This window comes from Ignavibacteriales bacterium (assembly GCA_016700155.1).
GTDB lineage: Bacteria > Bacteroidota > Ignavibacteria > Ignavibacteriales > Ignavibacteriaceae.
Genome location: CP065001.1, coordinates 1896055 through 1908557, shown reverse-complemented (window position 1 = coordinate 1908557; position 12503 = coordinate 1896055). Strand labels below are relative to the sequence as shown.

Genomic DNA, 12503 nt, shown 5'->3' with positions numbered 1-12503 from the left:
TTGTTATAGTAAGTGTAACATATTAAAACTAAAGAATCAACCTTTTAGTAATAAAAGAGTTTAATTCAGTTGAATTAATTTCGATTATAAAGTAAATTGGCACGTAAGATTTTATGATTTTAAATAAAACCAACATATCGCACCAGAACTATTCTTTTTCACTAAGAAGCTACTTTGTCTCCCGCTTCGAAAACGTCTTTTAAGTTCAATCCTCTTCTCTTTTCTTATTTATCTTTTTTTCTAATTAAATATTTGAGGTATAGATATGAATACCATGTTCTCAAAATCCGGAGAAGACGTTTTGGAAAATCCTTCGCACATAAAACCAGAAAACGTACATGAGACAATTCGAAAGCATATGCTTGCTGATGGTTTTGATTTTGTACTCGATATGAAAAACAGTAAGGGAGTTCATCTTGTTGATGAAAAAACCGGTAAAACATATTTTGATTTTTTTACTTTTTTTGCTTCGTCTCCTTTGGGTTTAAATCATCCAAAGCTGCATTCAGATTCTGTAAAAAAGGAACTTCTTGAAAGCACAATTAATAAACCGTCAAACTCTGATATATATACTGTTGCGATGGCTGAATTTGTAGAGACTTTTGCAAGAGTGGCAAAACCAGATTATATGAAGTACTTGTTTTTTATATCCGGTGGTGCTCTTGCTGTTGAGAATGCACTAAAAGTAGCATTCGATTGGAAAGTACAGAAAAATTTTGCTAAGGGTCATACTGAAGAAAAAGGTCATAAGATCATTCACTTCAGACAGGCATTTCATGGAAGAAGCGGCTATACCCTTTCTTTAACCAATACAGATCCGGTCAAGATAAAATACTTTCCTAAGTTTGATTGGCCCAGGATTATTAATCCAAAGATTAAATTCCCCGTTGAAGAAAATCTCCCGGAGATTATCAGTATAGAAAATCAGGCGATTGAAGAAATCCAGAAAGCAATTGACAAATACCCCGATGACGTTGCCGCAATAATCATCGAACCAATTCAGGGTGAAGGCGGAGATAATTTTTTCAGAAAAGAGTTCTTTGTTAAACTCAGAGAAATTTCAGATGAAAATGAAATACTCCTGATCTTTGATGAGGTACAATGTGGCTTTGGTCTGACCGGTAAATTCTGGGCTCACGAATACTATGTTAAACCTGACATTGTTGCCTTTGGTAAGAAAGCTCAGGTTTGCGGAATACTGGTATCCGATAGAATCAACGATGTAAAGGGACACTGTTTCCGTAAATCAAGCAGAATAAACTCCACATGGGGTTCAGATCTTACAGATATGGTTCGCTCAAAGCATATACTCAGAATTATTGAGGAAGATAACCTGATTGATAATGCAGCAAGAAGCGGTGAGCATTTGTTAAATGGACTGTTCAAACTTCAGACTGAATTCCCTGAATTAATCACCAATGTCCGAGGACTTGGTTTGATGTGTTCTTTTGATTTGCCAACTTCAAAGGTAAGAGATGAGTTTAGGAATGAGTGCATCAAGAACAATCTGATTATTTTGGGATGTGGAGAAAAATCTATCAGATTCAGACCACCATTAAATATTACGACTGATGAGTTGGACGAAGGTTTGAATTTGGTTAGAAAAGTTTTAATTTTTTATCGAACTAAAAATTAATTTGTTAAACTACTTGCATGATTCGGCTCCATAAAGGAGCCGTAATCATTTTAAATGAATTTGGAATCAACACTTTTTATAGTCAGTACACCTATTGGTAATCTTGGCGATATAACATTGAGAGCTATTGAGACTCTTAAATCGTCTGACTTTATTATCTGTGAAGACACTCGTGTTACAAGGAATCTGCTAAACCATTTCGGGATTGCAAAAGAACTTATCTCACTAAATGCATTTAACGAACAACATAAAATTCCAAAACTCATTGAAAGGATTACCACTGTTACATCTGTAGCGTTAGTATCCGACGCGGGAACACCAGGAATTTCAGATCCGGGAGTAAGACTTATTTCAGCACTCATTAGAATTGGAGTAAAAGTAGTATCCGTTCCAGGACCTTCAGCATTGATATCAGCATTGAGTATCAGCGGCTTGCCAACAGATTCATTTATATTTGAAGGCTTCCTTCCACAGAAAAAAGGCAGACAAAAATTATTGTCCAAACTGGCAGAAGAAGATAGAACTATCGTGCTGTATGAATCTACCTATAGAATTGAAAAATTGTTAAATGAACTAAATGAGTATATGCCGGAAAGATTTATAGTTGTTTGCCGTGAACTTACAAAAAAGTTTGAGGAAACCTGGCGCGGTAATCCCAAAGAAATTTTGAACACTCTGAATACTAAAGTGATTAAGGGTGAATTTGTAGTTGTTATATCACCCTTAAATTGGAAATCAGAGAATTAATTCTCATCTGCATAATCGATCAAAGAGACAACATCATACTTTCCCAGTTTTTTCCTTCCGTTCAGAAATGAAAGCTCAATAACAAACGACACCTGCATAATTTTACCACCAGCTTTTTCAACTAAGCTGCAGGCTGCCGCGGCAGTTCCACCAGTAGCTAACAAATCATCATGAATGAGAACTTTATCATTTTCATTAATTGCGTCAACATGCATTTCAATAGAATCGTTACCATATTCCAATTGATATGATTCACTAATTTTTTGGGAAGGAAGTTTTCCTGGTTTTCTCAGCGGTACAAAACCCGCATTTAATTTCTCTGCCAGCAGTGCACCAAAAATAAATCCCCTTGATTCAATAGCCGCTACTTTAGTTATACCAAGATTTTTTGTCATCTCGAACAGTAAACCGGTAGTAAGTTTCAATGCAGCCGGATCTTTGAGTAATGTTGTGATATCCCTGAACATTATTCCCTGTTTGGGGAAATCCTTTATACTTCGGATATATTTTTTTAATTCTTCCTTCATTTCTCCCTCTGATTTTTTTCAAAATATTTTTCGATTCCTTTTTTAAATTCATTTGTGTTCCGGCTGATAACATTTAATCTCTTACAATAGTCAACAGCCTCCCTAACATTCATATTCGAGATTGACTTAATCATCTTTTTAGTCTCATACATACTTTGTGATGAATTAGCGGATAATTTCAAACCAAATTCTATTGAATCATTTAAAGTTTCTTCAGATAGATAACTGACTAATCCGATATTAAAAGCTTTTGTCCCATCATATACATCTCCGCTTAAAAGCATTTCAGTAGCTTTACCCTCTCCAATTTTTTTAATGAGAAATATCGAAACTATTGCCGGGATGAATCCAATCTTAACTTCACTGAAACCAAATTTTGAATTAACTGGATGAGCAAAAATAAAATCGCAGACTGTTGCCAATCCGCATCCGCCAGCGATTGCAGGACCATTTACACAAGCAATCGTGGGTTTTGGGAAAAAATAAATCTGTTGAAAAAAATCAGCAAGTAGCGAAGAGTCATTTTCATTTTCTATCAAAGAATATTTTCTGAGATTACCAAGATATTCAAGGTCTGCCCCTGCACAGAAACTTGATCCTTCACCGGTGATCACAACAACTTTTACAGAAACTTCGTTCTCAAGCTCAGACAATCTTGTCATTAATTGTTTAACCATTGTGGGATGCAGAGCGTTGCGTTTCTCCGGGCGATTAAGAGAAACTATCCCGACACTGCCCTGCTGTGCAAACTTTATCATTTAAGACCTTTCAGGATAGTAAAATAAAAATCCACATCTGTATATATGTTGAAATAAAACCAGTCAACACACCTGCAGCAACCTGCGGAAAGTTGTGACACTTGAGCAATATTCTTGAATATCCAATAAAAATAATTACAGGAATAAAGTATAGCGCATTAAAGCCTATTACAAAAAATAGGGCAGCCAAAGGTCCGGCAGAGCCCATTGCGTGCGCACTTATCTTCCAGTGTTTATTAATTATGGTTATTAAAATTGTATTTGTAATATAACAAAACCAGAATGCACGGGAAATAATATCCACGTCATAATAACTCAGCACTAAAAATCCCGCTAAATAAAAAAGGATAGAAACAAGATAGGGCTGCGTTCTTTCTTCTTTTACACTTGCATCGATGTCGGCAATCATTCCTTTTTTTCTGAAGTAAATAAAAGAAAGGATGTGCAGTATAAACCCGAAAATAATTGCGACCACAATCGTGGCGGATTGTTTTTCCGGATTCATTTCATTGAACAAACCATACCATGTAAACCATAATATTGTAAATGACGGAGGGACAAAAATTGTTGAAATAATTCTGGAGGTTTTTTTCAATTCTGGATTTTGGATAGGTTGAATATCATTGAGTCAGACTAAGCTTAATCGGCTCATTTGAATAATGTTGGTCCAGTTCATTTTTGTATAAATTTAAAATATCAACAACCGGATTAAATTCATTAACTGACATCAATTGCATACGTACTTTGGATGCATTGTATAAACTCTTAAGATACCCGGTATAAAACTTTCTGTGCTCCAGCACTGCTCTTCGCTCGCCTTTTATATTTATGGCTAATTTTAAATGTTCAATAGCAGTTTCAATCTTTTTATTATGATCGATAACAAGATCACTTTTTCCATGTTGAATTGTCGATTTAGCTTCGGCAAAAATCCAGGGATTACCGATTGCACCACGAGCAATCATCACTGCATCAGCGCCGGTTTCATTAAAAGCTTTTTTTACATCCTCGGCGGACAGCACTCCGCCATTTAGCGCGACAGGTATGTTTACAACCTGTTTGATTTTTGGAATCCAACTCCAATCAGCATCACCATTATGTCCTTGTGCTCTTGTTCTGCAATGAATTGTTAATGCTTTTACACCAACATCTTCCAATCGCTTGGCAATGTCAATAACCTGAATAGTATTCGCATCCCATCCAATTCTCGTTTTAACTGTAACCGGTTTAGAAACAGAGTTCACAACTTCTTTGACTAAACGCTGGAGATACTCCGGATCTTTTAGTAAACCAGCACCCGCTCCACATCCCACAACATTTTTAACCCAGCATCCGGCGTTGATATCAATTATATCCGGATTTTTTTCTTCAGCAATTTTTGCAGCTCCAACCATTGAGGAAATCGATGAACCGTATATCTGAATTCCAACTGGACTTTCCTCTTCTACTATTTCAAGTTTCTTGTGTGTCTTTTCAGATTCTCGAACGAGACCTTCTGAATTTACAAATTCAGTGTAGACAACATCGGCACCGAGTCGTTTACAAATTAGTCTGAAGGAAACATCTGTAACATCTTCCATTGGGGCTAAAAGCAGTGCATCCTTTAATTCTATATTTCCAACTTTAAACATCAAGTCTCATTATTTTGATTATCATTTGATCGAAGTATTTTCGGTAAATAAAATATACTAATCAGAAAAATTAAAAAGGTAAAAGCTGCACCTGTTAAAAACGGAAAAGGATATCCAATAAATTCAAATGCGAAGCCGCCCCATAGGGGACCAAGAACACGGGCAAGAGCAGAGAATGACTGATTCAATCCAAGGGTAATTCCCTGTTCACTCTCAGAGGTTACTTCAGATATCAAACTTAGTAATGTCGGTTGTAATGAACCTGTTCCAAGAGAAAGTATTACCACAACAACAGCAAGCCCGGCTAACGACCCGCCATAAGGAAGAAGTGCAAGTCCCGCCATCATTAAAAATGAACCAATAGTAATCATTCTTTTCTGATTAATATATTTCGAAACAAAATTTAGCAAACCTCCCTGTACAATTGCTGACGATAATCCGACTATTCCGTACATATATCCGTTTTGTAAATCTGTAAAATGGTATACTTTGAATCCTAATAATGCGAATGTACCATAAATGTTTGCTACAGAAAAAGTCAGAATAAAAAACAAAATAATGATGATTGATAAATCCGGTTTTGAAAATATTTTTTTTGCAGCTTCGACATTGAATAATGTTCTTTTAGACGGTGCTACATTATTTCTGTTCAGATTTGATTCAGGTAAATAAAAGAGTGTAAGCAAAAATGCCAGGAAAGAAAATCCGGCAGAAACAAAACCAGTAACGGAATATCCATATTCTGAAAGCATTCCGCCAATGAGCGGTCCAAAAACGAAGCCCAATCCAAACGCAGCTCCAATCAAGCCCATTCCTTTTGATCGTTCTTCTCTGGTTGTAACATCTGCAATATATGCCTGGGCAACACCTATACTGCTTCCTCCAACCCCGGCTATGATACGCGATATTATTAACATCAGATAAGTATGAGTAAATGAAAAGACTATATAACCAACTGCGTTAAGTAATAATGAAATTACAATGATTGGTCGCCTTCCGTATTTATCGGAAAGTTTTCCGAAAACAGGATTAAAGAAAAACTGGGTCAGCGAATAAATCGCGATGACTATTCCTATTGCCGTTTCATCAACTTTTAATTCTTTTGTCGCGAAGGTCGGTAAGATTGGAATTAAAATTCCGAATCCAAGCAGGTCAATAAAAACTGTTAAGAAGATAAGAACAAGAGGTGTTTTTTTATTCACTTAACTTATCCAGTTCCGAAATCACCGCATCAGCAAATTTATCAGTTCCAACAAAATTTTTAGGATTAATATCTTTTGTTACTTCCATTCCTTTTTCAATAACCGAAGCGATTGCTTTTTCAATCCTCTTTGCGGGTTTTATTTCACCGATATATTCAAGCATCATTACACTTGCCAGCATTAGTGCGGCGGGGTTTGCAATATTTTGACCTGCAATATCAGGTGCCGAACCGTGCACCGCTTCGAATAGTGCAATGCCATCACCTATGTTTGCGCCGGGTGCCAATCCCAGTCCGCCTACAAGTCCTGAGGCGAGGTCGGATAGAATATCACCAAATAAATTAGTTGTAACGATTACATCAAATTGATATGGATTCATCACCATTTGCATAGCCATATTGTCAACAATTTTTGTGTCGAAAATTACTTCAGGATATTCAGGTGCCATCTGTTCGGCTACATCAAGGAATAGTCCTCCAGTATATTTTAAAATATTTGCTTTATGAACGACTGTAATTTTCTTTCTGCCATGCTGCTTTGCGTAGTTAAAGGCATATCGTAAAATCCTTTCAGAACCACGACGAGTAATAATACCAATTGTCTCCGCTGCCGAACGGCTACTGTCTATATAATGCTCAATACCGGAATAAAATTCTTCAAGGTTCTCTCTGAAAATCATTAAATCGATGTGATCGAAGTATAAAGTTTTGATTCCTTTATAAGTTTTTGCAGGACGCTGATTAACATAAAGTTCAAACTCTTTTCTCAAAGCAACATTAACACTTCTGAATCCTTTACCGACTGGTGTCGTTAAGGGTCCTTTTAGTGCAACTTTGTTTCTGCTTATTGATTCTATTACTTCTGCTGGTAAGGGGTCGCGGTATTTTTCCAATGCACTCATACCTGCTTCCATCACTTCCCAATCTATTTTTACTCCTGAGTGTTCTATTACCTTTGTTGTTGCTTTTGTAATCTCAGGTCCGATACCATCGCCCGGAATTAATGTTAGTTGATGACTCAATGAACTAATCTCCTGTTCAATTATAAATCAGAATTTTATATATTAAATATAAGAATAAAAGTTTTAATGGAATTATTTCAAAGGAGGGCTTTGATGAATTAAAACTCCTGTTAATGTAACAGCTCAGTGTATATATATTGGTGTCATTATTCAACATTTAAAAGGAGTCCATGGTTAGTTCTTCTATTCCTGATCACACATTAAACACAAATAACGGTTGGCTATCTCCCGATGGGAAACTTATCCCCTGCAAAGTGGCAGAACATTTAGAACTTTCGAAAAAACTTTCAGAATATTACTACCACATTAATATTAAAGAAGTTCAAAAGAAGGGATTACATTTTGATCCGATGAAATTCTTAAAGAAACAGGGATGGATAAAATTGTTAACCTGGGATGTTGATCATAAAAAATTCCCAGGCTACAAATGGCGCTGGCTTCCTGAAGACGCAGTACCGACACAAAAACAAATTGATACCATTTTTGACTGGTGCAGAATACGTAATTGTGCTTTACCAAAATTTATTAGCTCAGAGGAGAGCATAAGAAGTATTATCAAAAACTATTATTGATTTATTTTATCTATAATTTCAGAATTATCACCAGATATTTTTTCCAGCACATAACATCCCGCTCGTTCGGGATGATCTTCAATTAAGTAATCACTATTTACCTTTCTTATTAACCATAAAATTAAAAAGTCACCGCCTGCAGCAACTGTAAAAAGAAATCCGAATGTCATTAACCATCCATTCCCGGAAATAGTAGCAATTAAAACTGGAATGAATCCCAGAATGATTACTGGTGCAATTGTTCCTGCACGATAGACCTTCACATTTACTGGTTCTGAACAATGTGCATAAGGAGTAATTGTCTCCCACTGGAAGCCTATTTTAATGGTGTCCCATGATTTTCTTCCAAGATATTTCCACGAAACTGCATGAATGATCTCATGAAGCACAACACCAATCAATACAGCGGGAATAAAAACAAACAGATTTGAAAACTCATTAAAACCGGTTCTGAATGGTTTCATCCCCCAGATAAGTAAAAATGGAGTTACAGTGAATGCAGAAACAAGAAGAACAATCGGGATGCTGTACAAATTTGCCGCCAGCATTGAAACTGACAGATCTTTTTTATTTTGATTAGGACTGGGTTCTGTCAGCATTTCTATTTTCGGTTTAGCAATTCCATAATTGCAAATACTAATCCGAATGTAAGGGAGAATAGAATTGTCGTATCGAAAGCAAAACTTCCTTCTCCGTGCACAATAATCGAGTAAACATAAACTATAACTGCATTCACAAAAAACGTTAATGCGAATACCTGTATGAAACGAAGGATAAACCTTTTAATAGCCATTGTTTTTGCCCATTAAATTTGTTTTTGAATTTATATGCTTTAAATCAATATGTGAATATTTTGTAAGTATCTCCTGCGAATCAAAAAATGCTTCTTCCATTAATTTACGATCAGAATTTTTAAGGAATGTCAATGAAGTATCATTGTAACTTTCAGATGGAAGTATGATATACTCATTCTTTGATCCCGTGTTTCCTTTGAATACCCAGGTCGGGAGATAATTAATTTTCTCAATCCTGATATTCCCATTTTCATTTTTTGACAATTCAAGATTTAGAATCGCACCTGCGTCAGAGTAACGCCAACGTTGATTGGAAATAAAATTACCCAATGAATAGGCAACGAATACTGTATCAATACCTGACGAATTACTTTTAACAAAATCCACCGGTTGAAGCACGTGCGGATGTCCGCCAATAATAAAATCAGCACCGTATTCAATTGTTTTTGCAACAATATCTTTTTGAAACTTATTTGGTTCTCTTTTGTATTCTTCACCAAAATGAAAATGAACAATTACAGCATCAACATTTTCTGATTTTAATTTCTCTATATCTTCCTTTATCAAAATCGTATCGATAAGATTGATAAGATATTTTTTCCCTTTGGGAATTTTGACTCCATTTGTTCCATAAGTATAAGAAAGGTAACCAAGATTAATTCCATTCCGGCTTATAATGCGGGATGAATCTCTATCCTGCTCTGATATGAAAGTACCGTTATAATCTAATCCATTTCGATTTATATTTTCAATAGTTTTTAAGATACCGGCTTCACCTTTATCCAATGAGTGATTGTTTGCAGTAACTAAATAATCAAATCCTGCATCCTTTAAGGCTGAGATGTATTCATCAGGGGAATTAAAAAAAGGATAACCCGAGTAGCCAGCTTTTTTTCCGGCAGTGACTGTTTCTAAATTGCCTATTGTCACATCACTTTGGGAGAGATACTGTTTTATATATCTGTAAGAAGGACTGAAATCAAAACTGTCTTTATTTACTCTGGCATAATTATATTGAACCGAGTGACACATCAAATCACCTACAAATGAAAGACTAACAGATCTTGTACTGTCATCCTCTTGATATCGATTGACTTCATTAGCAGAAGAAAGATTAACTTTTACTTCACCCTGTTGAGCAAAGAAAAATGCTATTGAGAGAATTATTAGGTAACGGCTCATAAAAAAAATGGCTGGATTAATAAATAACCCAGCCCTCCTTATAAAATAATTAAGATTTTAATTATTTGGTTTTTTCAGCTTTTCTCTGAGCTTTTAAATCCTGGACTTCTTTTCTAACATCCTGTGCAAGTTTTCTTAATTCACTCAATCCTTTACGTAACCTTGTACCAGCCGCAGCTTGTCCTTTTATGTAAAACTTCTCAAAATCCCCTTCAAGATTTCTAACTGCCTGCATTAAGTCTTCTAATCTGGTCATTTAAGCCTCCTAATTTGATTAATGAAATTGTTTAATAATACTAAAAATGGAACTTTCGGATTTGGTTTTAATAATACTGACAGAAAATAGCGCTAAAAATCTCTAAAAATCAAATGAATTTTAAATTTATTTGCAATTTTCAAGGACTATCTCCGCAATATCTTTTACACTAACCTCCTCATTTTTTTCAAAATGTTTAACCCCGTCAGTCAACATAGTCATACAGAACGGGCATGCAGAAGCTATTGTATCGGCATTTGTCGATAAAGCTTCCTGTGTTCTTTCAATATTGATTCTTCCGCCATCTTCATCCTCAAGAAACATTCTACCGCCGCCGGCACCACAGCAAAAGCCTTTGCTTTTATTCCGGTTCATCTCAACCACATCATTGTGCTTTATTGATGATAAAGCTTTTCGCGGCTGCTCATAAACGTTATTATATCTTCCTAAATAGCATGAATCGTGATAAGTTATTTTCTGTTTTTCATTTTCTGTTTTCAGTTCTAATTTACCTTCACTGATCAGTGATGTTATAAATTCGGAGTGATGAGTTACATTGAAATCACCGCCAAATTGCTTGTATTCGTTTTTCAGAGAATGAAAACAGTGTGGACATGCAGTCACTATATTTTTTACTCCATATCCGTTCAGTGTTGTGATATTTTCCTGCATCATTGTCTGGGCAAGATATTCATTACCAAGACGTCTTGCAGTATCGCCATTGCATTTTTCTTCATTGCCGAGTATTCTAAAATCTATACCTGCTTTCTGCATAAGACTAGCGAATGCAACAGTCACTTTTTTGTAACGTGCATCAAATGATCCAGCGCAACCGACCCAGAATAATACTTCGCCGCCTGAATCATCTGCCAGAGTTTTAATATTCATTCCTTCCGACCAATTAGCACGATCACTCTGATTAAAAGCCCATGGAGTATAATTTGTTTCAATACTTTTAAAAACTGAATTCAGATTTGCCGGAAATTCCGATTCGGTTAACACCAGATTTCTTCTCATATCAACAATTGAATCAACATGCTCAATCATTACCGGGCACTCCTGAACACAAGCCATACAAGTAGTGCACTGCCAAAGTTCGGTGTCACTGATATAATTGTGTACAAGTGGCTTTTCAAACACTTCACTCTCAGTAATATTGTTGACGATTAATGGTGCTTTGTCCATTGTTCTGTGACGTATATCAACAATGATTTTTCTCGGCGATAAGGATTTGCCTACCGTTGCCGCAGGACAAGAAGCAGTACATCTTCCACATTCAGTGCATGAGTACCCATCTAATAATTGTTTCCATGAAAAATGTTCAATATCTGAGGCTCCGTAAACTTCTACATTCTCATCCTCAAGGTTCAGAGGTTTTAGTGTATTGCGTATTTCATCTTTATTTGAGAAAAAAGTGTTCGGAATTGATGTGAGTACATGCAGGTGTTTTGAAAAAGGTAGAAAATTTAAAAATCCAAACACGATCAGAATATGAGCCCACCAAAATATCTCATACCAAATATTAGATGAGCTGTTTGCCCCAGAGAAAAATACAGGGCTTAGCAATGCTGATATGGGTCTTATTTCAAAGTCATGAAGTACAAAATTGTTATTGGCGACGAGTGAAATATTCTGTCCAAACATCGTAATGCAGACAAACATTATCATCAGAAGGATAAAAGCCGCATCAATCTGTCCTGATTTGTCAACCATCAACCTTGGTACTTTTTTTATGAAGCGTCTATAGAGAGAGGCTAACACGGCAATAATTACAAGTACACCAAAGAAATCCTGGATAATAGTTATCACTGAATAAAAAGGCCCTAAAAAGGATAAACTGAAAGATGAGTAAAAACCCTGAATAATTGCTTCAATAACTGCGAATAAAAAAAGTACGAAACCCCAGAAGATTAATAGATGCAGAGTACCTGCAACAGGATCTCTCAGAAGTTTTGACTGTGCAAAAGCAATAGTCCAGACTTTTTTAAGTCGTGCCGGAATATTATCAAACCGGTTATCCTGCTTTTTACCAACCTTTAGATATTTTATGAGGTTTAAACTATTCTTTATAAAGAATACTGATGCAGAAATAAAAATGATAATAAAAATGCCGTTCTTCAGACCCATAAATCCCGCAAATTGTTTGAGAGAAGTTGAACTTAAAAAGAAGCAGTAGC

General features: G+C 35.8%; 14 protein-coding genes. 3 read left to right on the top strand and 11 right to left on the bottom strand.

The window, feature by feature from the left end; translation table 11 throughout:
* Nucleotides 1-274 precede the first annotated feature (274 nt).
* Together IPM56_07890 and rsmI are read left to right on the top strand one after the other, a co-directional pair.
* A complete protein-coding gene (locus IPM56_07890) occupies nt 275-1636 on the top strand; it encodes an L-lysine 6-transaminase (protein ID QQS38255.1) in 1362 nt (453 codons plus the stop codon).
* 54 nt (nt 1637-1690) lie between these two features.
* Nucleotides 1691-2383, top strand: a complete 693-nt coding sequence (rsmI, locus tag IPM56_07885) for a 16S rRNA (cytidine(1402)-2'-O)-methyltransferase (protein QQS37852.1) — start codon at nt 1691-1693, stop codon at nt 2381-2383.
* Here rsmI and IPM56_07880 read toward each other — a convergent pair.
* From IPM56_07880 to IPM56_07855, 6 genes are read right to left on the bottom strand one after another with little or no spacing between them, the layout of a single operon-like run.
* Entirely contained in the window at nt 2380-2910 is a 531-nt protein-coding gene (locus tag IPM56_07880; GenBank protein QQS37851.1) for an adenine phosphoribosyltransferase, read from the bottom strand. The genes rsmI and IPM56_07880 overlap by 4 nt on opposite strands.
* Nucleotides 2907-3668 (bottom strand): enoyl-CoA hydratase/isomerase family protein, encoded by a 762-nt coding sequence (locus tag IPM56_07875; GenBank protein QQS37850.1) that lies wholly within the window; start codon nt 3666-3668, stop codon nt 2907-2909. Before IPM56_07875 ends, IPM56_07880 begins: the two co-directional genes overlap by 4 nt.
* Nucleotides 3669-3678: 10 nt before the next feature.
* Complete coding sequence (locus tag IPM56_07870) at nt 3679-4263, bottom strand: hypothetical protein (GenBank protein QQS37849.1); 585 nt, start codon at nt 4261-4263, stop codon at nt 3679-3681.
* 25 nt (nt 4264-4288) lie between these two features.
* Complete coding sequence (dusB, locus tag IPM56_07865) at nt 4289-5299, bottom strand: tRNA dihydrouridine synthase DusB (GenBank protein QQS37848.1); 1011 nt, start codon at nt 5297-5299, stop codon at nt 4289-4291.
* The gene (locus IPM56_07860) at nt 5299-6501 is read right to left on the bottom strand and encodes an MFS transporter (protein QQS37847.1); all 1203 of its coding nucleotides are present in this window, start codon (nt 6499-6501) and stop codon (nt 5299-5301) included. Before IPM56_07860 ends, dusB begins: the two co-directional genes overlap by 1 nt.
* Complete coding sequence (locus IPM56_07855; GenBank protein QQS37846.1) at nt 6494-7522, bottom strand: NAD-dependent isocitrate dehydrogenase; 1029 nt, start codon at nt 7520-7522, stop codon at nt 6494-6496. The genes IPM56_07860 and IPM56_07855 overlap by 8 nt, the downstream gene beginning before the upstream one ends.
* A gap of 170 nt (nt 7523-7692) precedes the next feature.
* Between IPM56_07855 and IPM56_07850 the strand changes: the two genes are divergently transcribed.
* Nucleotides 7693-8094 (top strand): hypothetical protein, encoded by a 402-nt coding sequence (locus tag IPM56_07850; protein QQS37845.1) that lies wholly within the window; start codon nt 7693-7695, stop codon nt 8092-8094.
* Here IPM56_07850 and IPM56_07845 read toward each other — a convergent pair.
* The 5 genes from IPM56_07845 to IPM56_07825 all read right to left on the bottom strand — a co-directional run bounded on the left by IPM56_07845 (nt 8088) and on the right by IPM56_07825 (nt 12453).
* Nucleotides 8088-8693 carry a DUF3267 domain-containing protein gene (locus IPM56_07845; GenBank protein QQS37844.1) on the bottom strand — a complete coding sequence of 202 codons (606 nt, stop codon included), beginning with the start codon at nt 8691-8693 and terminating at the stop codon, nt 8088-8090. The two genes, IPM56_07850 and IPM56_07845, sit on opposite strands and share 7 nt — an antisense overlap.
* A gap of 2 nt (nt 8694-8695) precedes the next feature.
* Nucleotides 8696-8887 carry a hypothetical protein gene (locus IPM56_07840; protein ID QQS37843.1) on the bottom strand — a complete coding sequence of 64 codons (192 nt, stop codon included), beginning with the start codon at nt 8885-8887 and terminating at the stop codon, nt 8696-8698.
* A complete protein-coding gene (locus tag IPM56_07835; protein ID QQS37842.1) occupies nt 8877-10070 on the bottom strand; it encodes a CapA family protein in 1194 nt (397 codons plus the stop codon). Before IPM56_07835 ends, IPM56_07840 begins: the two co-directional genes overlap by 11 nt.
* A gap of 61 nt (nt 10071-10131) precedes the next feature.
* Nucleotides 10132-10326: a histone H1 gene (locus tag IPM56_07830; protein QQS37841.1), complete on the bottom strand. Its 195-nt coding sequence runs from the start codon at nt 10324-10326 to the stop codon at nt 10132-10134.
* A 126-nt stretch (nt 10327-10452) separates the two neighbouring features.
* Nucleotides 10453-12453 carry a 4Fe-4S dicluster domain-containing protein gene (locus tag IPM56_07825; protein ID QQS37840.1) on the bottom strand — a complete coding sequence of 667 codons (2001 nt, stop codon included), beginning with the start codon at nt 12451-12453 and terminating at the stop codon, nt 10453-10455.
* Between the last annotated feature and the right edge of the window lie 50 nt (nt 12454-12503).

Excerpts from the sequence above, each read along its gene's own strand:
- IPM56_07840 (QQS37843.1), bottom strand. The coding sequence starts at position 8,887 with ATGGCTATTAAAAGGTTTATCCTTCGTTTCATACAGGTATTCGCATTA.
- IPM56_07880 (QQS37851.1), bottom strand. The coding sequence starts at position 2,910 with ATGAAGGAAGAATTAAAAAAATATATCCGAAGTATAAAGGATTTCCCC.
- IPM56_07845 (QQS37844.1), bottom strand. The coding sequence starts at position 8,693 with ATGCTGACAGAACCCAGTCCTAATCAAAATAAAAAAGATCTGTCAGTT.
- IPM56_07830 (QQS37841.1), bottom strand. The coding sequence starts at position 10,326 with ATGACCAGATTAGAAGACTTAATGCAGGCAGTTAGAAATCTTGAAGGG.
- IPM56_07890 (QQS38255.1), top strand. The coding sequence starts at position 275 with ATGTTCTCAAAATCCGGAGAAGACGTTTTGGAAAATCCTTCGCACATA.
- IPM56_07875 (QQS37850.1), bottom strand. The coding sequence starts at position 3,668 with ATGATAAAGTTTGCACAGCAGGGCAGTGTCGGGATAGTTTCTCTTAAT.
- IPM56_07850 (QQS37845.1), top strand. The coding sequence starts at position 7,693 with ATGGTTAGTTCTTCTATTCCTGATCACACATTAAACACAAATAACGGT.
- rsmI (QQS37852.1), top strand. The coding sequence starts at position 1,691 with ATGAATTTGGAATCAACACTTTTTATAGTCAGTACACCTATTGGTAAT.
- IPM56_07835 (QQS37842.1), bottom strand. The coding sequence starts at position 10,070 with ATGAGCCGTTACCTAATAATTCTCTCAATAGCATTTTTCTTTGCTCAA.
- dusB (QQS37848.1), bottom strand. The coding sequence starts at position 5,299 with ATGTTTAAAGTTGGAAATATAGAATTAAAGGATGCACTGCTTTTAGCC.
- IPM56_07825 (QQS37840.1), bottom strand. The coding sequence starts at position 12,453 with ATGGGTCTGAAGAACGGCATTTTTATTATCATTTTTATTTCTGCATCA.